The sequence below is a fragment of the Sulfitobacter sp. M85 genome (assembly GCF_029285915.1).
Classification (GTDB): Bacteria; Pseudomonadota; Alphaproteobacteria; order Rhodobacterales; family Rhodobacteraceae; genus Sulfitobacter; species Sulfitobacter faviae.
The window spans coordinates 136,898-155,253 of the sequence record NZ_JABECQ010000005.1; the positions used below are offsets into that span (position 1 = coordinate 136,898).

Here is an 18,356-nt window from a genome sequence, read left to right on the forward strand (position 1 = left end):
TAAATACTGGGGTTCAAGATGCCGCAATCTGCTACGGCCAATATTCTGACTGTTCTCGACACCGATTTCAAAGGTATCATCGAGGAGTGGCTGGGAACGCAGGTCAAAGAAGGCGTAAAGCGTTCTGACCTGTTCTCCGATGCGGAGAGCCGTAACCAGAACCGCGAATTGCTCAAAGCCTTCTCCAAAGGTGTGCGCGATGGGGTCACCGGCGAGGATTTCGACTTTGACGATACCCAATGGGACGATCTGCGCGCCGTTCTGACCGATGTCAGCCGCGAGCGGGTCAACCGGGGCGTGACCCCGACCGAGATGGCGACCTTTGTGCTGGCGTTGAAAACGCCGCTGTTCAAACGGCTTGAGACGATGCTGGACAGCGACCACGCGATGCTGATCCGCGACGTGATGCTGGTCACCCGTTTGGTCGATGCCTTTGCCATCTTCACCAACGAAATCTTTATTCTCGAGCGTGAGCAGATCATTGATCGCCAGCGCCAAGAGATGCTGGAACTGTCGACTCCTGTGGTCGAGCTTTGGGACCGCGTTTTGACCCTGCCGCTGATCGGCACGCTGGATTCCGCCCGCGCCCAAGAGGTGATGGAGAACCTGCTTCAGACCATTCTTGAGCGCCAGGCCGAAGTGGTCATCATGGACATCACCGGCGTCGGCACTGTCGATACGCAGGTGGCGCAACACTTGCTGCGCGCCGCCGCCGCCGTGCGTCTGATGGGGGCTGAATGTATCATCAGCGGCATCAGCCCGATGATCGCCCAGACCATGGTGCAGCTTGGCATCGACGTGGGCACTGTCTCGACCCGGTCCAGCATTCGCACCGCCCTGTCGGATGCGCTGATGACCGTCGGCTATGTGATCAAGAAGACCGAGGGTCAATAAGGTGGCCGGTGTCACGTCGATTAATCTGGTCGAACATGCGCTCCTCGTTTCGATACAGGATGACATCACGGACACGGAGATTTTGGAGCTTCAGGATCGGCTGTCGAACAAGATATCCCAGAATCGCATCGATGGGGTGATCCTAGATATCTCGGCGCTTGAGATCGTGGACACTTTCGTTGGGCGGGTGATTGCGCAGTTGGCGGGGATCTCTCGCCTACTGGCGGCGGATACCTATGTGGTTGGCATGCGACCCACGGTGGCGGTCACGCTGGTTGAGCTTGGCATGTACTTGCCAGAAATCCGCACCGCCTTGAGCCTGACCCATGCCCTCACCCAGCTACGTCGCGTTTGATGAAAAGGACCTTGGGGCGCAGGTTCTTCTCTCTCAGTTCAAACTAAAGACCAGCGGCGACGCGGTTACAGTGCGCCAAGCCGTGGCGCGCTACATGAAAGAACATGGCGCCTCGGCGCTGAATATCACACGTTTCGCCACCGCCGTCAGTGAAATCGCGCGCAATGCGATCGTTCATGCTGGCGGCGGCGAATTTTCCATCTATGTCGACCCGAAGGCCAAGCGGTTGAGCGTGGTCTGTTGGGACAAGGGACCGGGGATCGAGGACGTGGCATTGGCCCTAACGGACGGCTATACCTCGGGCGGCGGGCTTGGCCGGGGTTTGGGCGGCGCACAGCGGCTTGCCCAGAAATTTGAAATCCGCACCGCCGTTGGCGGGGGCACCAGCGTGTTGATGAGTGTGAACCTATGATACAGTGGGTCGAAGTTCAGGACCAAAGCGCCATCGCCGTGGTGCGCCGCGCCGCGCGTCGTCTGGCCGCTGAACACGGCTGGCCCAAACACCGGACCGACGAATTGGCCATCGTCGCCACCGAAGCCACCACCAACATCCTGCGCTACGCCGAAAAGGGCCGCGCGCTGATCAATGCCCCGGCCGAGGCCAAGGGCGACAAGATCGTGATGATCTTCACCGACCGCGGCCCCGGCATCAGCGATATGGATCACATGTTTCAGGACGGCATGAGCAGCGGCGGCTCTGCTGGGCTGGGCCTCGGGGCGATCCGCCGCCTGTCGAATGATTTCGACATTTTCAGCGGGCCGGAGGTGGGCACCACCATCGTTTGCAGCTTCGTCCAAAACAGCGCCCCCTGCCCGACCCATGGGGTCGAGGCCGTGGGCCTACGGGTCTGCCATCCGAACGAAGAGGAGTGTGGCGACGATTACCTGCTGCGGCAGACGCCGAAAGCCACCGACATCCTGCTGTGCGACGGGTTGGGCCATGGCCCCGAAGCCGCAGCCGCATCGCTGGAGGTCACCGACGCCGTCAAAGCCACGCGCAGCTTCAACAGCGAGCCGGGCGCGGTGATGTATGAGGTGACCGAGCAGTTGATCGGCAAGCGCGGCGCGGTGGCGGCCCTTGTACATATCGCGCAGCCGCAGATGGTCCTGCGCTATGCTGCCTTGGGCAATATCGCCACGCTGCGGGTCCGCGACGGTGCGGTCAAACGCCTGCCGGTGCGTGACGGGCGGATCGGTGCCCGCGCCACGCGAGGCTATGAAGACACCTTTGACCTTGAACCGGGGGATCTGATGATCCTGCACAGCGACGGGTTGAAAACCCTGCGCGACAGCTATCTCCCCCAGGGTCTATTGTGGAAATCTCCGCTTTTGATCGCTGGCTACCTGCTCGACCGGGCATTTCGCGGGCGTGATGACGCCTCCATCGTGGTCATACGCATTGCACGGGACGCGGACTGATGAAAGCAACGAACCTCACATCGGTGAACCTTGAAAAGGGCGGTGATATCGCAGCCCTGCGCCAGATCGCCCTGACCCTCACCGAAGCCATGCGCTTTACCTCATTCGAGCGGACGCGCACCGTGACCGCCGCCGTGGAACTGGGCCGCAATGCGATAGAGCACGGCCAGAAAGGCCGTGCGCGCTTTTCACTGACGGATATCAACGGCAAGCCCGCCCTTGGCCTAACGGTAATCGATCAAGGCCGCGGGATCGAGGAAGACAAGCTCGACCCCACGCGCGACATCGTGTCGGAGACCGGTCTGGGCCTCGGCCTGCGCGGCGTGCAGCGTATCGCGGCGCGTTTCGATGTGGACACCGGGCAAGAAGGCACGCGGGTTCATGCGGAGTTCCTGCTGCCCGAGCCGCAAAGCGCGGTTGAGCAGATCAAGGCCGATGCCCTCGCGGCGCTGGAAGCCTATAATGCCAAAGACCCGACCGCCGCGCTGACCGAACAGAACCGCGAACTCAGCGAAGGCATCGCCGACCGCGACCTCTTGATGCAGGAGCTTCATCACCGCACGGGCAACAACCTTGCCCTGATCGTGGCGCTGATCCGGATGAGCAAGACCCAAGCCAAAGAGGATGAGACCCGCCAAGTGTTGCGCGAGTTGGAGACCCGGGTGGGTTCGCTCTCCAAGGCGCATGAGCTGATGCAACGCTCAACCGACAGCACCGACCTTGATCTGGAGGATATGCTGGATGAAGTCGCCAAAAACGCCGAACGCGCCTTTACCGGAGATCGTCAGAACATCGGCATCAAGCTGATTTGCCCCAGCCTGAAGATGGACAACAAACTGGCCGTCGACATCGGGCTGATCGTGGGTGAGCTGATCACCAACGCCTATAAACACGCTTTCAAAGGGCGCGACAAAGGGGTGATCACCATCGAAGTCACGCAAGAAGATGACGAAGGGCTCACGCTCAAGGTCTATGACGATGGCGTCGGCCTGCCCGATGACGCCAAACGGCCCGAGCGGTCGGATTCGCTGGGCTGGCGCATGATCCGCACGCTGACCTTCCAACACGAAGCGACGCTGAAGGTCGAAGGCCAAGACGGGCTTTGTGTCGAAATCAGCTTCCCGGCGCAGGGCTGAGCGCCCCCTACCCGCCCGCAGGTTTCAAGCCGCCGCGCCCGTCTTTTTGATCAAAAATCACCTCTGAACTTTTCCGCCCCGTAAAATTGTCCTAGGCATATCGGGAGCCGGCGATTCCCGGACACTTCTAGGCGGCAAGAAAGACGCGCGCCTGGCCAATAACGGAGACAGAGCATGATCGAAAAACGTGATTTCTATATCGACGGCAAATGGGTCGCCCCGCTTGAGGGCAGTGAACATAAGGTCATCAACCCGTCGACCGAAGAACCCTGCACCGTGATCTCGCTCGGCGGGCCGAAGGATGTGGACGCCGCCGTGGCTGCGGCCAAGGCCGCCCTGCCTGCATGGATGGCCACCGCCCCCGAAGAGCGCATCGCGCTGATGGAGAAACTGGCCGAGGTCTATAAATCCCGGACCGAGGATATGGCCCAAGCGATCAGCACCGAGATGGGCGCACCCATCGAGATGGCGCGCAGCTCCCAATGGGGGGCGGGTTACAGCCACCTGAAGAATTTCATCAAAGCGGCGAAAGATTTCAAATTCGTAAAGCCCTTGGGGGATCACGCGCCGAACGACCGGATCATTCACGAGGCGGTTGGCGTCGTGGCGATGATCACGCCATGGAACTGGCCGATGAACCAAGTGATGCTGAAAGTCGGCGCCGCTGTTGCCGCGGGCTGCACCATGGTGCTGAAACCGTCTGAGGAAAGCCCGCTGAGCGCGGTGATCTTTGCCGAGATGATGGATGAAGCAGGCTTCCCCGCCGGTGTCTTCAACCTTGTGAACGGCGACGGCGCGACCGTGGGCACCGCCCTGACCGGCCATGAGGATGTGGATATGGTGAGCTTCACCGGCTCCACCCGCGCCGGCATCGCGATTTCCAAGAACGCGGCGGATACGCTGAAGAAGGTCCATCTGGAGCTTGGCGGCAAGGGCGCGAACCTTGTCTTCGCCGATGCCGATGACAAGGCCGTCAAACGCGGCGTGCTGCATATGATGAACAACACCGGCCAAAGCTGTAACGCCCCCAGCCGGATGATGGTCGAGGCCAGCGTCTATGACCAAGCGGTCGAGACGGCAGCCGAAGTGGCCAATAAGGTCGAAGTCGGCCCCGCCAGCGAAGAGGGCCGCCACATCGGCCCGGTCGTGAACGAGGCGCAATGGGGCAAGATCCAAGACCTGATCCAGAAAGGCATCGACGAAGGCGCGCGTCTGGTGGCCGGTGGCACCGGTCGGCCCGAGCATCTGAACCGGGGTTTCTATGTCAAACCCACCGTTTTCGCCGATGTGACGCCCGATATGACCATCGCCCGCGAAGAGATCTTTGGCCCCGTGCTGTCGATCATGAAGTTTGAGAGCGAGGATCAAGCCGTCGAGATGGCCAATGACACGGTCTATGGCCTGACCAACTATGTTCAATCCAGCGATGGCACCCGCCGCAACCGTCTGGCGACCAAGCTGCGTTCGGGCATGGTTGAGATGAACGGCGAGAGCCGTGGCGCAGGTGCGCCCTTCGGCGGCATGAAACGTTCGGGCAACGGGCGCGAAGGCGGCGTTTGGGGGATCGAGGACTTCTGCGAAATCAAAGCGGTTTCCGGCTGGTCCAACGACTGATCGCTTTTTAGCGCGAGTATGATGCGGCAGGGCCAAGATTGTCCCTGCCGTTTGCATTTGGCGGTCAGATCGCCTTTTGGTTTACCCGTTTGGAAAGCTCCTCGGCGCTTTCCTTACGCTCGCTATAACGGTCGAGCAGATAATCCTTATTGTCGCGGGTCAGCAGGGTGAATTTCACCAACTCCTCCATCACATCGACCACGCGGTCATAGAAGGGCGAGGGTTTCATCCGGTCATCCTCGTCAAACTCCAAGAAAGCTTTGGGGGTCGAGGATTGGTTGGGGATGGTCAGCAGCCGCATCCAGCGGCCCAAAATGCGGAGTTGGTTCACCGCGTTGAAACTTTGCGACCCGCCGCTAACCTGCATCACGGCCAAGGTCTTGCCTTGGGTCGGGCGCACCCCGCCGAGCGACAGGGGGATCCAGTCAATCTGGGTTTTCATGATCCCCGTCATCGCGCCGTGGCGTTCGGGCGAGCACCAGACCATGCCTTCGGACCATGACACCAGATCGCGCAGTTCCTGCACCTTGGGATGCTCGGGCGCGGCATCGTCGGGCAGCGGCAGGCCCGTGGGGTTGAAAGTCCGCGTCTCGGCCCCGAGACGGGTGAGGATGCGGGCGGCGTCTTCGGTCATCAGGCGGCTGAAGGACCGCGGGCGAAGCGAGCCGTAGAGCAGCAGAATGCGCGGGCCGTGGGTGGCGCGCTGAGGCGACAGGAGGCAGCTCTCGTCGATGGAATTGAAGTGGTCTTCTTCGATGTTTGGCGTATCGGTCACGGGAATTTCCTTAGGCGGCAGAGTGTTATCGGGCGAGGTTCATTTGGCGGCGGGGAACCAATGCTGCGTGCGGTTGGCAAAGCCCACGAGGGAGAGCATGACCGGCACTTCGACCAAGACGCCTACAACGGTGGCCAAGGCAGCACCCGACCCCAACCCAAAAAGGCTGATCGCCACGGCGACGGCCAGTTCAAAGAAGTTCGACGTGCCGATCAAGGCGCAGGGGGCGGCCACGTTGAAGGGAATGCCCCACGCCCGCGCAGCACCATAGGCGATGAAGAAGATGCCGTAGGATTGCAGCAACAGCGGCACGGCGATCAGCGCGATGACGAGCGGACGGTCGAGGATCACCTCGCCCTGAAAGCCAAAGAGCAACACGACCGTCAGCAGAAGCCCCATAATGGCAAAGGGCTGCACCCGAGCCTTGAAAGCGTCGACCGCCGCCTCACCGCCCTTAGCTACCAACCGCCCGCGGGTGAGGTAGCCGGCCAGCAGCGGCAGCATGACGTAAAGGCCGACCGAGATCAGCAGCGTGTCCCAAGGCACGGTGATGTCGGTCACGCCCAAGAGGAAAGCCACGATCGGCGCGAAGGCGAAGACCATGATCACATCGTTCACGCTGACCTGCACCAGCGTATAGGTCGCGTCGCCGCGGGTGAGGTTGGACCAGACAAAGACCATGGCGGTACAGGGTGCGGCCCCCAAGAGGATCACCCCCGCCAGATAGGCCTGCGCATCATCGGGTGGGATCAGCCCGGCGAAGACATGGTTAAAGAACAGCACCCCGAGGGCGGCCATGGTGAAGGGTTTGATCAGCCAGTTGACCACCAGCGTCACCACCAGCCCTTTCGGCTTGTCCCCCACCTGCCGCAGTGCGCCGAAATCGACGCCGACCATCATCGGATAGACCATGGCCCAGATCAGCACGGCTACCGGCAGGTTGACCGAGGCGACCTCAAGCGCCGCCAACGCGCCAAAGATGCCGGGAAAGAGATTGCCCAGCAAAAGCCCCGCCCCGATGGCCAGCGCCACCCAGAGCGAGAGCCAGCGTTCAAAAGCACCAAGGCCAGCGGTTACGGGATCGGCGGTATCGGTCATGGCGGTCTTTCGTTTGTATCTATGGGGTTAGCAGCAGGTCAACTCATCCAGCAGCGGTTGGCACAGTTCAGGCTGGCCGCCGCAGCAGTCTTCCAAGAGAAAGCCCAGCAGCGCGCGCAGCCCGTTCATATCGGCGAAATATCGGATGCTGCGCCCTTCGCGCTTGCTGCGGATCAGCCCTGCGCGGGCCAGCACCGAGAGGTTGGCCGACATCGTGTTTTGCCGCACATCAAGCGCGGTGCCGATCTCGCCCGCCGACATGCCTTTACCGCCCGCTTTGATCAGCAGGCGAAAGACATCCAGCCGGGTCGACTGACCCAAGGCGGCGAAGGCTTGGAGGGCGTTTTCATTATCCATATATCGCGAATTATTGATATAATACCGCCCGGTCAACCCCGCCCCGCCAATCTCTGTGCAACGAAGCGCCGCCCTGCGCGTTAATCTCGCGACTCCCGCAGGCTTGGTAAGGAAGAGACAGAATGCTCGATTGGATCGCAGAGAATTCCGGCACGTTACAAGTGGCGGTCAGTCTTTTTACGGCGGTGGTCTGGCTGGCCTATCTGCATATCCTATGGCTCAACTTCCGGCGGCAGCGGCAGCCGGTGATCCTGATCAACCGCTCGATCGCGCGGGATGAGAATGCCCATTGCTTCGTGACGAATATGGGAGCCGAGCCGATTTACCTGCTCGAAGTCATGGCGCGGGTCGTGACGGAGGAGAAAACCTATCACGTCAAGGTCACCGAACGCGAAGAGGTGGCGTTGAACGATGTGGAGAACCCCCTGACCCGCACCAATCAGGGGCCGATCAAAAGCGGTGATTTCATCGACATCGGCAGTTTTCTCGACCTGCTCCGCCGCGCCGAGACGCGGATCGGGACCGAGGGGCTGTTCGACAAAGTCCGGCAGATGGACCTCACCGTTGCTGCAGCGGATGGCCATACCACCAAGCTGATCGCCGCGCGGCATGAGTTCCGGGCGGAATGGAAAGACGGCAAACCCTATTTCGTACCGGAGCGGATTATGGCGCATCAGATCCGCAATATCTTTCAACGCCGCAAGATCACGGCCATGCTGGAAGAGCAGATCGAATAGCGCGGCCTCAGGCTACAACCGCTCCAGACCTTCGGCGATTTCACGGGCAATGGCATGGGCGTCGATCCCCTCCCGCTCGGCCGAGACGCGCAGGCCCAAAAGATCGCTCTGATAGCGCCGGGCCAGCGCCTTTGGATCATGCGCGGCGCCGATTTCCCCGTCTCGCTGCATCTGCGCGAAAAGCGCTGCGAATTGCTCTTCCATCCCCATAAGATGCGCGCTGGCCCGTTTCGCCAACGGGTGGCCATGAGCCTGTAGCTCCAACAAGGTTTTGGAGAGCATGCAGGCTTTGGCCGGAGCTTCCTCGCGGCAGATCGCCAATTCGGGATAGCGTTTCAGCGCCGCCATCGGACCATGTTCCGCGACCAATTCGGCCAAGCGCCCGGCCCCATCCTCGGCATATTTGTCCAAAGCGATTTCAAACAGCGACTCTTTTGACCCGAAGGCCGCGTAGAAACTGCCGGGCTTCATCTTCAGCACCGCTTCGAGGTCTTTCAGCGACGTGCCCGCCCAGCCCTGACGCCAGAACAGATCGCGGGCGCGGTCGATCAACTCGGCTCGGTCGTGGTTCGGTTTGCGGGGCATGTGATCACCATATGTTGAACGATCACTCAAATATATACTTGAGTGATCGTTCAAGAAAGCCTAAATGACGGATATCAACGATTTACAAAGGTAGACATCATGACTTTCCCGTCCCACGACCAAGACACCGCGCCCGAAGCCTCCAAGCCGCTGCTGGAAGAATCGCAAAAGGCCTTTGGCCGCCTGCCGGGTCTGCACAAGGTGCTGGCCGAAAGCCCGCAGGCCTATGAAGGCTATCAGGTGCTGCACAAGCTCTTCACCGAGACCGAGTTCGACGCCGAAGAGCTGACCGTGGTTTGGCAGTCGATCAACGTCGAGAACGAGTGCCACTACTGCGTGCCCGCCCACACCGGCATCGCCAAGATGATGAAGGTCTCGGACGAGATCAGCGACGCGCTGCGCAATGAAACGGCCCTGCCGACGCCCAAACTCGAAGCGCTGCGGACCTTCACCGTGCAGATGGCGCGCAACCGCGGCTTCGTTTCCGACGCGCAGATGCAGGCGTTTTTCGACGCAGGCTATGGCCACCGCGCGGTGCTGGACGTGATCCTCGGCATGGCGCAGAAAACCATCTCCAACTACGTCAACCACGTTGCCGAAACCCCGGTGGATGAGGTTTTCCAGCCGCTGGCATGGAAACGCGGCGACAAGAAGCTCGACGTTTAAATTTAAAGGCGCGCCCATAGAGGCGCGCCTTTTTTTTCGCCTTCGCGCGGACGTAGCGCGCCCATTCTCCCTTCCATGGCCGACAGATATCTGCCCCATCGCCTGATTGGGTGCGGGTGGTCCAAATGTGCTGTCCTTCTTCAAGAGAACCGCCACCATGCCCCTCACTCAGACCCTTCGCACCCTCGTACTGGCAGGGCTTCCCGGTGAAATCGCCTTTGAGCTTTATGCTTGGCTGCTGTCCCCTCTCCTTTTTGGCGTCGCACTCGCCCCGGCGAACCTTGTCGTAGCAATTGCTAAGCTTATCGGGGTTACCCTGCCCTATTGGCTTGGGTTTGTGCTGCATATCGCCATTGGCATCGCAGGCTTTTCAGCCACGGTCTGGCTCGCGCATCGCTTGACGCGGCTGGGGCTAGTGCTGCCAGGGGCGCTGTCGGGTCTTGTGCTTTGGTTTGTCGCACAGGGGCTTCTGGCACCACTGATCGGGCGTAGCTTTATGATGGGATTTGGGGCTTACACGCAGTCATCCTTTGTCGGACATGTCGGGATGGCCATGGTGATCGGCTATGTCATCGCGGCCCTGCAACGCAAACAAACGGCGTAAATCGAGCGCGGCAGGTGAATTGCTCCCTGACGCGCCCGCAGTATGAATCAGGCGGCGCTTTTCCATCGATTAAGCGTTAGTGTGACCAGCGCCTCTTCCAGATTGACCGTCACCTCGCCGTCTTGGATCATCACCTGAAGCTTCATCGCCCGGCTGGCCAGTTCCGCCAGCGCCTTGGTGTCACCCTCGGCCAGGTTCACCACGTCCAGATTGTCAAAACGGGTGGTGCTGTTCTTGACCTTATCCCACCAGACCTCCGCCGTTTTGCCGCCATAGGGATAGACCACCACCTTGGCCGCTTTGTTGCAGGACTGGCGCAGGACCTTCTCACTCGGCAAGCCGAGCGTGATCCAAACGTCCAACTCACCGCTCAGACTCTTCTGCCAGATGTCCGGCTCATCATCCGTAGAGAGGCCCTTGGTCATCTCCAGATGCTCATGGGCGTTAAGGGCAAAGGCCACCAGCCGCACCATCAGGCGCTCATCGGTTTCCGAGGGGTGTTTGGCGATGGTCAGCTTATGGGTCTCATAATAATGACGATCCATGTCCGAGACCGAAAGCTCGACTTTGTAGATGGTGGCATTTTGCGCCATGATATGTCTCGTTTTCCAAGGTAGGCGCTGCCTACGCGCTTGGGCCGACCGGGGAAAGGGAATTATCACTGGGCTCTGCGCGGGTCCGGCGGGTAAAAACCCGCCAATTTTGCGCGAAATTGATGTTATTTGGCCCGGGGCAGCGCCCAAAAGACCACGCGTCTTCGCCAGCATGCCGTTGTGCGGCAGGGGAAGTCACCCTACCCTAGCCCCATGATCGACCGTCGCACGCTTCTCTGGGCCCTCGGCTCTACCGCTTTGACTGCGACAGCGGCATTTTCCCAAGAGGCGGGTGGCATCCTACGCGGGTTCAACCTGATCGAGACGCCGAACGCTCCCTTCGGCAGCCCCGCCGCCGCCCAAAGCATCGCGCGGCTGCGTGACACGGGCGCGACGGCGGCGACGGTGATCCCCTTCCTATGGCAGCCTTCGCCCAGCTCCAGCGCCATCGTCTTGGGGGATGCGCTGCCCCATGACAGGATCGCCGCCGGGATCGCGCAGCTGCACGCCGCGGGGCTCGCCGCCATCGTCAAGCCCCATGTTTGGGTGCCCGAAAGCTGGGCCGGCGCGATAGCCCCCGAGCCGGACAGCGCAGACGCATGGCACGCCGCCTACGCAGAGGTTCTGCGCGCCATCGCCGTCACGGCAGAGCGCAACGGCGCCGACGTGCTCGTTCTCGGCACCGAATTGCGCGGCGTATCGGGGGCGGCGCAATGGGGCGACACCATCGCCGAGATACGCGCGCTTTTCAGCGGAAAGCTCACCTATGTCGCCCACGGCGCCGACGAGGCCGAGAAGATCGCCTTCTGGCCCGAACTGGATGCCGTGGCGGTATCCCTCTACCCCGTTCTAGGCGCCCCGGACGCGCCGACCGATTGGGACCGCGCCATTACCGCAGAATTGGACCGTGTCGCCGCCGTGGCGCGAAAACACGCAAAACCCATCTGGATCGCGGAAATCGGCCTCCGCTCCGCCGAAGGCGCGACCGCGCGCCCATGGGAAAGCGCCGAAGAACGCGCCGCCCCCGCCGATACGGCGCTTCAGGCGGAGGTGCTGGGTCGCTGGCTCCGCGCCCTCAAGGCCCGCGGGATTCAAGACGTCTGGATCTGGCGTTGGTTCACCGACCCCGAAGGCGGCGGCGCAGGGGACACTGATTTTACGGTGCAGAATAAGGTGGCGCAGGAGGTGATCGCAGGGTTTTGGCGCGAAGGATGAACGGGCTTAAGAGGCGCAAAGCACCGGGATCATTCATACGACTATGCGGAAAACCTTTTGGAAAAGGTGGTACCCAAGGCCGGACTCGAACCGGCACGCCTCGCGGCGGGGGATTTTGAATCCCCTGCGTCTACCATTCCGCCACTTGGGCACGTAGGGCGATGTAGCCTGCAAAAGCGGCAGGAGCAAGTGGATTTTCACCCGCGCTGCGCGCCCAGTTGCTTGACCTTGGACGCGCGACATGGTGAGGCATTCAAAACAGCCGGAGCCCCCGATAATGATCCGCCGCCTTTATGACTGGACCCTGGGCCTGGCCCAACACCGCCATGCCCTTTGGGCGCTTGCCGTTGTCGCTTTTGTCGAAAGCTCCTTTTTTCCGATCCCCCCTGACATCCTGATGATCCCGATGATCATCGCGCGGCCAAATCGCGCTTGGCTGATCGCCGGGGTGGCGCTGCTCGCGTCGGTCTTGGGCGGGCTTTTGGGCTATGCCATCGGCGCGCTGGCCTTTGAGAACCTCGGCCAGCCGATCCTTGCAAGTCTGGGCAAGACCGATGCGATGGCGGAATTCTCGACCCGGTTCAATGACATGGGCTTTTGGGCGGTGCTGGTCGCCGGGGTCACCCCCTTCCCTTACAAGGTCATCACCATCATGTCGGGCTGGACGGGTATGCCGCTTGGCACCTTTATCATGACCTCGATTCTCGCCCGCGGGCTGCGGTTCTTTGTCGTCGCGGGGCTGCTGTGGCGCTTTGGCGCACCGATCCGAGACTTCATTGAACGGCGCTTGGGTTTGATGTTCACATTGGCCGTCGCCCTGCTGATCGGCGGCTTCATGGTGGTGAAGGTTCTATGACGGGTAAGACATTGACTTTGCTGGCGATGCTCGGTTCGGCCGCGCTGTTGCTGGGGGCCTTCGGGTTTCAGCATCTGGGCGGCTACGCGCCCTGTCAGATGTGCCTTTGGCAGCGCTGGCCCCATGCGGCGGCGGTGCTGATCGGGGCAATCGTACTGCTTGGCGGGCCGCGCGTGCTGGCTTGGCTCGGCGCCTTGGCGGCGGCGGTGACCGCGTTGATTGGCGTCTTTCATGCCGGTGTGGAATGGGGCTGGTGGCCCGGGCCAAGTTCCTGCACCGGCGGCGGCATGGATCTGGGAAGCCTCGATGGCGGGTCGCTGCTGTCGACCGAAGGCCCCAGCGGCTTGGTGATGTGCGATGAGATCGTCTGGCAGTTTCTGGGCCTGTCGATGGCCGGGTGGAACGCGATTTTCTCTTTCATCTTGGTCGGCCTTTGGGTCGCCGCCGCGCGGAAGACGGCCTGAAAGACGAGAGCCTGACAAACTGGACAGACGACCTTACAGTTTGCCAAAAACACCCCCGAAACGGACAGTTTGACGGCTTGTCGTTCGACAGATGCGCGGATTATCTGAGATCAAACATCTCAGGAGTCCCCCATGTCGAACCAACAGAACTGTATTTTGCTGGGCGTTCCGCTGGACAGCGGCAAGCGCCGTCGCGGCTGCCTGATGGGGCCGGACGCCTACCGCACCGCGGGGCTGGAGCGGGCGCTGCGCGACCTTGGCCATAGCGTGACCGACCGCGGCAACGTGGCCCCTGCCCCCTTCCACGCCAAGGAGCACGACAAACTGCATGCGCTGGAAGAGACCATCGCCTGGACCGAGAGCCTCGCCGCCGCCGCCGATGCGGCGATGGACGACGGGCTGCCGATCTTCATGGGTGGCGACCACGCGCTGGCGCTTGGCACCGTGCTGGGCGCGATGCGCCACGCCGAGAAGGCGGGCCGCCCGCTCTTCGTGCTCTGGCTCGATGCGCATACGGATTTCCACACGCCCCAGACCAGCGACAGCGGCAATCTGCATGGCACGCCTTTGGGCTATGTCACCGGGCGCGAGGGCTTTGACGGCTTCCCCGTGATCGACAGCCCCCTGCCCCATGACAATATCGCCATGATCGGGCTGCGCTCCGTCGATGCCGCCGAACGTGGCGCCTTGCAGGAAACCACCGTTACTTACGTCGACATGCGCGAGATCGACGAGAGCGGCATTGCCAAGCCGCTGCAACGCTTCCTCGACAAGGTCGCGGCGGCGGGCGGGATGCTGCATGTCTCGCTCGACGTTGATTTCCTCGATCCTTCCGTCGCGCCCGCCGTGGGCACCACCGTGCCGGGCGGCGCCACCGTGCGCGAGGGGCATCTGGTGATGGAGATGCTTTCGGACAGCGGTCTGATGACCTCGCTCGATCTGGTGGAGCTGAACCCCTTCCTCGATGAACGCGGGCGCACCGCGCAGCTGATGGTCGACCTCACCGCCTCGGCCTTTGGCCGCCGCGTCTTTGACCGCCCCACACGCGCATATTGATTGGAGACCCCAAGATGACCAACCTCAAACCCTCCGACAAGGCGCTGGTGCCTTTTGTTTCCGTCGACCAGATGATGAAGCTGATCCACCATGTCGGCGTCGAAGAGATGCTGCGCGGCCTGGCCGACTACATCGAAGCCGATTTCAAACGTTGGGAGCTTTTCGACAAGACACCCCGCGTGGCGAGCCATTCCGAGAAGGGCGTGATCGAATTGATGCCGACCTCGGACGGCGATGTCTACGGTTTCAAATACGTCAACGGCCACCCCGACAATACCAAGACCGGCTTCCAGACCGTGACCGCCTTTGGCCTTTTGGCCAATGTGGCCAACGGCTATCCGGTGCTACTGACCGAGATGACGATCCTCACCGCCCTGCGCACGGCGGCGACTTCGGCGGTGGTGGCGCGGCTGCTGGCGCCCAAGGGCAGCCGGGTCATGGCGATGATCGGCAACGGCGCGCAGTCCGAGTTCCAGAGCCTCGCCATGAAGGCGATCTGCGGCGTGGACGAGGTGCGGCTCTACGACATCGACCGCGCGGCGACCGCGAAATGCGCGCGCAATCTGGCGGGCTCGGGGCTGAAGGTCGTGGAATGCGACAGTGCCGAGGAGGCGATCATGGGCGCGCAGATCATCACGACCTGCACCGCGGACAAGCAATATGCCACGATCCTGACCGACAATATGGTCGGCTCCGGCGTGCATATCAACGCGATCGGCGGCGACTGTCCGGGCAAGACGGAACTCGCGCCCGCCATCCTGCACCGCTCGGACATCTTCGTCGAATTCCCCGAGCAAACACGGATCGAGGGCGAGATTCAGCAGTTGGAACCTGATCACGCGGTCACCGAGATCTGGCAGGTGCTGTCCGGTCAGGCCGAGGGCCGCCGCGATGCGCAACAGATCACCCTGTTCGACTCCGTGGGCTTCGCGATCGAAGATTTCTCGGCCCTGCGCTATGTCCGCGACCAGATTGCTGAGACCGGGCTGTTCCAACCGCTCGACCTGCTGGCCGACCCGGATGATCCGCGCGACCTGTTTGGCATGCTGCAACGCGCGGGTTGAGTGTTTGGGGCCGCCGTTCTTCCGCGGCGGCCTCTACCCTTTCGTCACGTCATGGGCATAGAGCCAATCGAAGGCCCGCAGCATCGCGCCGGGCGCCAGCGTTGAGGCGATGCGCAGCCCGGTATGGGCCGCAAAGCGTATCGGACCTGAGCGCAGGTGATAGCGGGTGGCGTTGCCTTCGGAGGTTTTCACGATGCGCCGCGCCCGGTCGATGCGCGCGGCCTGATAGGCGGTGAGCGCCGCGTCGCGCGGATGGCGGGTCAGGCAATCGGCCAAGACCCATGCATCCTCCAACGCCATATTGGCGCCCTGCGCCAGAAAGGGCAGTGTCGGATGGGCCGCGTCGCCCAAAAGCGCGACGCCCTCTGCCTGCCAATTGGCGGCAACGGGGTGATGGTGCAGCCCCCAGAGGGTGACCTCCTCTACCGCCTCCAACATCTGCGCGGCCTCACCGCCGAAACCGGCAAAGGCGCGGCGCAGGTTGGCAGGATCGTCGCTGTGGTGCCAGCCTTCGGCGGCCCAATCGTCACGCTCTTCCACGGCGACGAGGTTGACCATGCGCCCCTCGCGCAGCGGATAGCTGACCAGATGTTTCCCCGGCCCCATGGTGACCCGCGCCTCGGGCGGATGATTGACCACGTTGGGAATAAGCGCCCGCCACGCGACCTGCCCCGAGAAACGGGCCTGATCCGCCCCGTTCAACTGCACCCGCCCGACCGAGTGGATGCCATCGGCGGCCACCACCAGTTCCGCCCGCCGCCGCCCGCCGCGGGCCATCTGCACCTGTGGCAGCGCGCCGGGATGGATGGAGGCGACCTGCGCATCGGTCTCAAAGCTGACGTTGGCGCGCTGCGCGGCCTCGCGCAGCAGATCGACCAAATCGGCACGGTGGAGGAAATAATAACGCTGATCCTCCGGCAGGCGGGTCAGGTCCAGCCGGGCCACTTGGCCGCCTTTGGCATAATCGCAAAGCCGTACCGCCTGCCCGCGCACCGCACCGCGCGCCGCCAACCCGCGCTCAAGCCCCAGCCCGCGCAGCACGGCAAGGCCATTGGGGCTGATCTGCAACCCGGCACCGATCTCGGAAAAGCGCGCGGCCTGTTCGAGCAGGGTCACGGCCACGCCACGCCGCGCCAGCGCTGTGGCCAGCGCCAGCCCGCCGATCCCGCCGCCCACGACAATCGCATTGGAAGGTTTCATTCGCGCCCCAACCACAAACGCCGAAGCATTTGCCCCGGCGTGTGGTGTTTCAGGTAATGTCAGTCGTCGCGGTGGACTTTCTCGCGCCGCTCGTGACGCTCTTGCGCCTCAAGGGTCATAGTGGCGATGGGCCGCGCGTCCAGCCGTTTGAGCGAGATCGGATCGCCGGTGACCATGCAGTAACCGAACTCTCCCTCGTCGATCCGCCGCAGCGCCGCGTCGATTTTGCCGACCAGTTTACGCGCCCGATCCCGGGTGCGCAGTTCCAAGGCGCGGTCGGTCTCTTCCGAGGCGCGGTCGGTCACATCCGGGATGTTCCGGGTGCCGTCTTGCAGTGTTTCGATGGTGTCGCGGCTGCCTGCCAAAAGTTCCGCTTTCCAGTTGATCAGCTTGCGCCGAAAGTACTCAAGCTGACGGTCATTCATGAATGGCTCGTCCTCGGCCGGACGATAGTCGTCCGGCAGGAAGATTTCCTGCTTCATTTGTTTTTCCCCGGCGTTTTTCAACTCAGACATTAAAAAGGCCTGTCTCCCGACATCGTCCCCTGCCGCAGCGTCTATCTGAGCGGGTAACAATTGTCACTACACAATCCCTTTGATTTTTGGTTAAAGGCCAAGGATCAAGCGCCCGTCACACGAGGTTGAAAACAAGATGAAATTCCAAGGCACCAAAGACTACGTCGCCACCGAGGACCTGAAAATTGCCGTAAATGCGGCGGTGACGCTGGAGCGGCCATTGCTGGTGAAGGGCGAGCCCGGCACCGGCAAGACCGAGTTGGCGCGGCAGGTCAGCGACGCTTTGGGCCTGCGGATGATCGAATGGAACATCAAATCGACCACCCGCGCACAGCAGGGCCTGTACGAGTATGACGCCGTGAACCGTCTGCGCGACAGCCAGTTGGGCGACGAGCGCGTGCATGACGTGAAGAACTACATCCGCAAGGGCAAGCTTTGGCAGGCCTTCGAGGCGGACGAGAAGGTCGTGCTCTTGATCGACGAGATCGACAAGGCCGATATCGAGTTTCCCAACGACCTGTTGCAGGAACTCGATAAGATGGAATTCTTCGTCTATGAGACGGGCGAGACGATCCGCGCGCGTCAGCGCCCCATCGTCATCATCACCTCGAACAACGAAAAGGAACTGCCCGACGCCTTCCTGCGCCGCTGTTTCTTCCACTACATCCAATTCCCCGACATGGAGACGCTGAAACAGATCGTCGAAGTGCACCATCCGGGCATCAAGCAACAGCTTCTGACCACCGCGCTGACGCAGTTCTACGAGATCCGCGAACAGCAGGGGCTGAAAAAGAAACCCTCGACCTCCGAAGTGCTGGACTGGCTGAAGCTTTTGCTGGCCGAGGATATGGACGCCGAAGATCTTGCCAAGGACGGCCCCAACGCCCTGCCCAAGCTGCACGGCGCGCTGCTGAAGAACGAACAAGACGTGCATCTGTTCGAGCGGCTGGCCTTCATGGCGCGTCGCCAGCGGTAGGGCGGCAACACAAATGCGACTTTACGTCAAAAGCGGGTATTTTCCTCGCTTTTGATTTTTCGCCTGCCTAGGCTGAGGTCAATCACGGGCGCAAAGACCCGGGTTCAAACGACCGATGGGGCAGGCAGATGCAAGGACAATCAACAACCGCGCCACGCGCATATTGGGATAGACCAG

Annotated in this window: 22 protein-coding genes and 1 tRNA gene; 15 read left to right on the forward strand and 8 right to left on the reverse strand. The window is 61.9% G+C overall.

Features of this window, described 5'->3' with window-relative positions; translation table 11 throughout:
• Positions 1-18: 18 nt before the first annotated feature.
• From HKX24_RS11390 to HKX24_RS11415, 6 genes are all read left to right on the forward strand, one after another.
• Positions 19-894: an STAS domain-containing protein gene (locus HKX24_RS11390; RefSeq protein ID WP_271693594.1), complete on the forward strand. Its 876-nt coding sequence runs from the start codon at positions 19-21 to the stop codon at positions 892-894.
• 1 nt (position 895) lies between these two features.
• Positions 896-1,249, forward strand: coding sequence for an STAS domain-containing protein (locus tag HKX24_RS11395; protein WP_271687493.1), 354 nt, complete (start codon positions 896-898; stop codon positions 1,247-1,249).
• The gene (locus HKX24_RS11400; RefSeq protein WP_271693593.1) at positions 1,221-1,661 is read left to right on the forward strand and encodes an ATP-binding protein; all 441 of its coding nucleotides are present in this window, start codon (positions 1,221-1,223) and stop codon (positions 1,659-1,661) included. The genes HKX24_RS11395 and HKX24_RS11400 overlap by 29 nt, the downstream gene beginning before the upstream one ends.
• A complete protein-coding gene (locus HKX24_RS11405) occupies positions 1,658-2,668 on the forward strand; it encodes an ATP-binding protein (RefSeq protein WP_271693592.1) in 1,011 nt (336 codons plus the stop codon). Before HKX24_RS11400 ends, HKX24_RS11405 begins: the two co-directional genes overlap by 4 nt.
• Positions 2,668-3,804, forward strand: coding sequence for an ATP-binding protein (locus HKX24_RS11410; RefSeq protein ID WP_271693591.1), 1,137 nt, complete (start codon positions 2,668-2,670; stop codon positions 3,802-3,804). Before HKX24_RS11405 ends, HKX24_RS11410 begins: the two co-directional genes overlap by 1 nt.
• Positions 3,805-3,978: 174 nt before the next feature.
• On the forward strand, positions 3,979-5,418 hold the full coding sequence (locus HKX24_RS11415; RefSeq protein ID WP_271693590.1) for an aldehyde dehydrogenase family protein: 1,440 nt from the start codon (positions 3,979-3,981) through the stop codon (positions 5,416-5,418).
• A gap of 64 nt (positions 5,419-5,482) precedes the next feature.
• On the opposite strand, the gene arsH is transcribed toward HKX24_RS11415, so the two are convergent.
• Genes arsH through HKX24_RS11430 form a run of 3 tightly spaced genes read right to left on the reverse strand, consistent with a single transcriptional unit; the run spans position 5,483 to position 7,648 of the window.
• The gene (gene arsH, locus HKX24_RS11420) at positions 5,483-6,193 is read right to left on the reverse strand and encodes an arsenical resistance protein ArsH (protein ID WP_271693589.1); all 711 of its coding nucleotides are present in this window, start codon (positions 6,191-6,193) and stop codon (positions 5,483-5,485) included.
• Between the two features lie 39 nt (positions 6,194-6,232).
• Positions 6,233-7,291, reverse strand: a complete 1,059-nt coding sequence (gene arsB / locus HKX24_RS11425; protein ID WP_271693588.1) for an ACR3 family arsenite efflux transporter — start codon at positions 7,289-7,291, stop codon at positions 6,233-6,235.
• Positions 7,292-7,318: 27 nt separating this feature from the next.
• The gene (locus HKX24_RS11430) at positions 7,319-7,648 is read right to left on the reverse strand and encodes a helix-turn-helix transcriptional regulator (protein WP_271693587.1); all 330 of its coding nucleotides are present in this window, start codon (positions 7,646-7,648) and stop codon (positions 7,319-7,321) included.
• A 122-nt stretch (positions 7,649-7,770) separates the two neighbouring features.
• Between HKX24_RS11430 and HKX24_RS11435 the strand changes: the two genes are divergently transcribed.
• Positions 7,771-8,385 carry a hypothetical protein gene (locus HKX24_RS11435; protein WP_271693586.1) on the forward strand — a complete coding sequence of 205 codons (615 nt, stop codon included), beginning with the start codon at positions 7,771-7,773 and terminating at the stop codon, positions 8,383-8,385.
• Positions 8,386-8,397: 12 nt separating this feature from the next.
• On the opposite strand, the gene HKX24_RS11440 is transcribed toward HKX24_RS11435, so the two are convergent.
• The gene (locus HKX24_RS11440; RefSeq protein ID WP_271693585.1) at positions 8,398-8,970 is read right to left on the reverse strand and encodes a TetR/AcrR family transcriptional regulator; all 573 of its coding nucleotides are present in this window, start codon (positions 8,968-8,970) and stop codon (positions 8,398-8,400) included.
• Between the two features lie 99 nt (positions 8,971-9,069).
• Here HKX24_RS11440 and HKX24_RS11445 point away from each other — a divergent pair, with 99 nt between their 5' ends.
• Entirely contained in the window at positions 9,070-9,636 is a 567-nt protein-coding gene (locus HKX24_RS11445; RefSeq protein ID WP_271693584.1) for a carboxymuconolactone decarboxylase family protein, read from the forward strand.
• Positions 9,637-9,763: 127 nt separating this feature from the next.
• Entirely contained in the window at positions 9,764-10,240 is a 477-nt protein-coding gene (locus HKX24_RS11450) for a hypothetical protein (protein ID WP_276154016.1), read from the forward strand.
• 47 nt (positions 10,241-10,287) lie between these two features.
• Here the strand turns inward: HKX24_RS11450 and HKX24_RS11455 are convergent, their stop codons facing one another.
• Positions 10,288-10,833 (reverse strand): YaeQ family protein, encoded by a 546-nt coding sequence (locus HKX24_RS11455; RefSeq protein WP_271693582.1) that lies wholly within the window; start codon positions 10,831-10,833, stop codon positions 10,288-10,290.
• Between the two features lie 258 nt (positions 10,834-11,091).
• On the opposite strand from HKX24_RS11455, the gene HKX24_RS11460 reads away from it, so the two are divergent.
• Positions 11,092-12,048, forward strand: a complete 957-nt coding sequence (locus HKX24_RS11460; protein WP_276154018.1) for a hypothetical protein — start codon at positions 11,092-11,094, stop codon at positions 12,046-12,048.
• Between the two features lie 67 nt (positions 12,049-12,115).
• Here HKX24_RS11460 and HKX24_RS11465 read toward each other — a convergent pair.
• Positions 12,116-12,199, reverse strand: a tRNA-Leu gene (locus HKX24_RS11465).
• 126 nt (positions 12,200-12,325) lie between these two features.
• Here HKX24_RS11465 and HKX24_RS11470 point away from each other — a divergent pair.
• The 4 genes from HKX24_RS11470 to HKX24_RS11485 all read left to right on the forward strand — a co-directional run bounded on the left by HKX24_RS11470 (position 12,326) and on the right by HKX24_RS11485 (position 15,488).
• Positions 12,326-12,904, forward strand: a complete 579-nt coding sequence (locus tag HKX24_RS11470; RefSeq protein WP_209218107.1) for a YqaA family protein — start codon at positions 12,326-12,328, stop codon at positions 12,902-12,904.
• Positions 12,901-13,368 carry a disulfide bond formation protein B gene (locus HKX24_RS11475; protein ID WP_271693516.1) on the forward strand — a complete coding sequence of 156 codons (468 nt, stop codon included), beginning with the start codon at positions 12,901-12,903 and terminating at the stop codon, positions 13,366-13,368. Before HKX24_RS11470 ends, HKX24_RS11475 begins: the two co-directional genes overlap by 4 nt.
• A gap of 132 nt (positions 13,369-13,500) precedes the next feature.
• Complete coding sequence (gene rocF / locus HKX24_RS11480) at positions 13,501-14,424, forward strand: arginase (protein WP_271693515.1); 924 nt, start codon at positions 13,501-13,503, stop codon at positions 14,422-14,424.
• Between the two features lie 14 nt (positions 14,425-14,438).
• Positions 14,439-15,488, forward strand: coding sequence for an ornithine cyclodeaminase (locus HKX24_RS11485; RefSeq protein WP_271693514.1), 1,050 nt, complete (start codon positions 14,439-14,441; stop codon positions 15,486-15,488).
• 33 nt (positions 15,489-15,521) lie between these two features.
• Here HKX24_RS11485 and HKX24_RS11490 read toward each other — a convergent pair whose 3' ends face one another.
• Positions 15,522-16,688, reverse strand: a complete 1,167-nt coding sequence (locus HKX24_RS11490; protein WP_271693513.1) for an FAD-dependent monooxygenase — start codon at positions 16,686-16,688, stop codon at positions 15,522-15,524.
• A gap of 59 nt (positions 16,689-16,747) precedes the next feature.
• Entirely contained in the window at positions 16,748-17,170 is a 423-nt protein-coding gene (dksA, locus tag HKX24_RS11495; RefSeq protein ID WP_067262021.1) for an RNA polymerase-binding protein DksA, read from the reverse strand.
• 169 nt (positions 17,171-17,339) lie between these two features.
• Between dksA and HKX24_RS11500 the strand changes: the two genes are divergently transcribed.
• Complete coding sequence (locus HKX24_RS11500) at positions 17,340-18,179, forward strand: MoxR family ATPase (RefSeq protein WP_271693512.1); 840 nt, start codon at positions 17,340-17,342, stop codon at positions 18,177-18,179.
• The last annotated feature ends 177 nt before the right edge of the window (positions 18,180-18,356 follow it).

Excerpts from the sequence above, each read along its gene's own strand:
- HKX24_RS11390 (WP_271693594.1), top strand. The coding sequence starts at position 19 with ATGCCGCAATCTGCTACGGCCAATATTCTGACTGTTCTCGACACCGAT.
- HKX24_RS11400 (WP_271693593.1), top strand. The coding sequence starts at position 1,221 with ATGCCCTCACCCAGCTACGTCGCGTTTGATGAAAAGGACCTTGGGGCG.
- HKX24_RS11405 (WP_271693592.1), top strand. The coding sequence starts at position 1,658 with ATGATACAGTGGGTCGAAGTTCAGGACCAAAGCGCCATCGCCGTGGTG.
- HKX24_RS11410 (WP_271693591.1), top strand. The coding sequence starts at position 2,668 with ATGAAAGCAACGAACCTCACATCGGTGAACCTTGAAAAGGGCGGTGAT.
- HKX24_RS11415 (WP_271693590.1), top strand. The coding sequence starts at position 3,979 with ATGATCGAAAAACGTGATTTCTATATCGACGGCAAATGGGTCGCCCCG.
- arsB (WP_271693588.1), bottom strand. The coding sequence starts at position 7,291 with ATGACCGATACCGCCGATCCCGTAACCGCTGGCCTTGGTGCTTTTGAA.
- HKX24_RS11430 (WP_271693587.1), bottom strand. The coding sequence starts at position 7,648 with ATGGATAATGAAAACGCCCTCCAAGCCTTCGCCGCCTTGGGTCAGTCG.
- HKX24_RS11435 (WP_271693586.1), top strand. The coding sequence starts at position 7,771 with ATGCTCGATTGGATCGCAGAGAATTCCGGCACGTTACAAGTGGCGGTC.
- HKX24_RS11440 (WP_271693585.1), bottom strand. The coding sequence starts at position 8,970 with ATGCCCCGCAAACCGAACCACGACCGAGCCGAGTTGATCGACCGCGCC.
- HKX24_RS11445 (WP_271693584.1), top strand. The coding sequence starts at position 9,070 with ATGACTTTCCCGTCCCACGACCAAGACACCGCGCCCGAAGCCTCCAAG.
- HKX24_RS11455 (WP_271693582.1), bottom strand. The coding sequence starts at position 10,833 with ATGGCGCAAAATGCCACCATCTACAAAGTCGAGCTTTCGGTCTCGGAC.
- HKX24_RS11470 (WP_209218107.1), top strand. The coding sequence starts at position 12,326 with ATGATCCGCCGCCTTTATGACTGGACCCTGGGCCTGGCCCAACACCGC.
- HKX24_RS11475 (WP_271693516.1), top strand. The coding sequence starts at position 12,901 with ATGACGGGTAAGACATTGACTTTGCTGGCGATGCTCGGTTCGGCCGCG.
- rocF (WP_271693515.1), top strand. The coding sequence starts at position 13,501 with ATGTCGAACCAACAGAACTGTATTTTGCTGGGCGTTCCGCTGGACAGC.
- HKX24_RS11485 (WP_271693514.1), top strand. The coding sequence starts at position 14,439 with ATGACCAACCTCAAACCCTCCGACAAGGCGCTGGTGCCTTTTGTTTCC.
- HKX24_RS11490 (WP_271693513.1), bottom strand. The coding sequence starts at position 16,688 with ATGAAACCTTCCAATGCGATTGTCGTGGGCGGCGGGATCGGCGGGCTG.
- dksA (WP_067262021.1), bottom strand. The coding sequence starts at position 17,170 with ATGAAGCAGGAAATCTTCCTGCCGGACGACTATCGTCCGGCCGAGGAC.
- HKX24_RS11500 (WP_271693512.1), top strand. The coding sequence starts at position 17,340 with ATGAAATTCCAAGGCACCAAAGACTACGTCGCCACCGAGGACCTGAAA.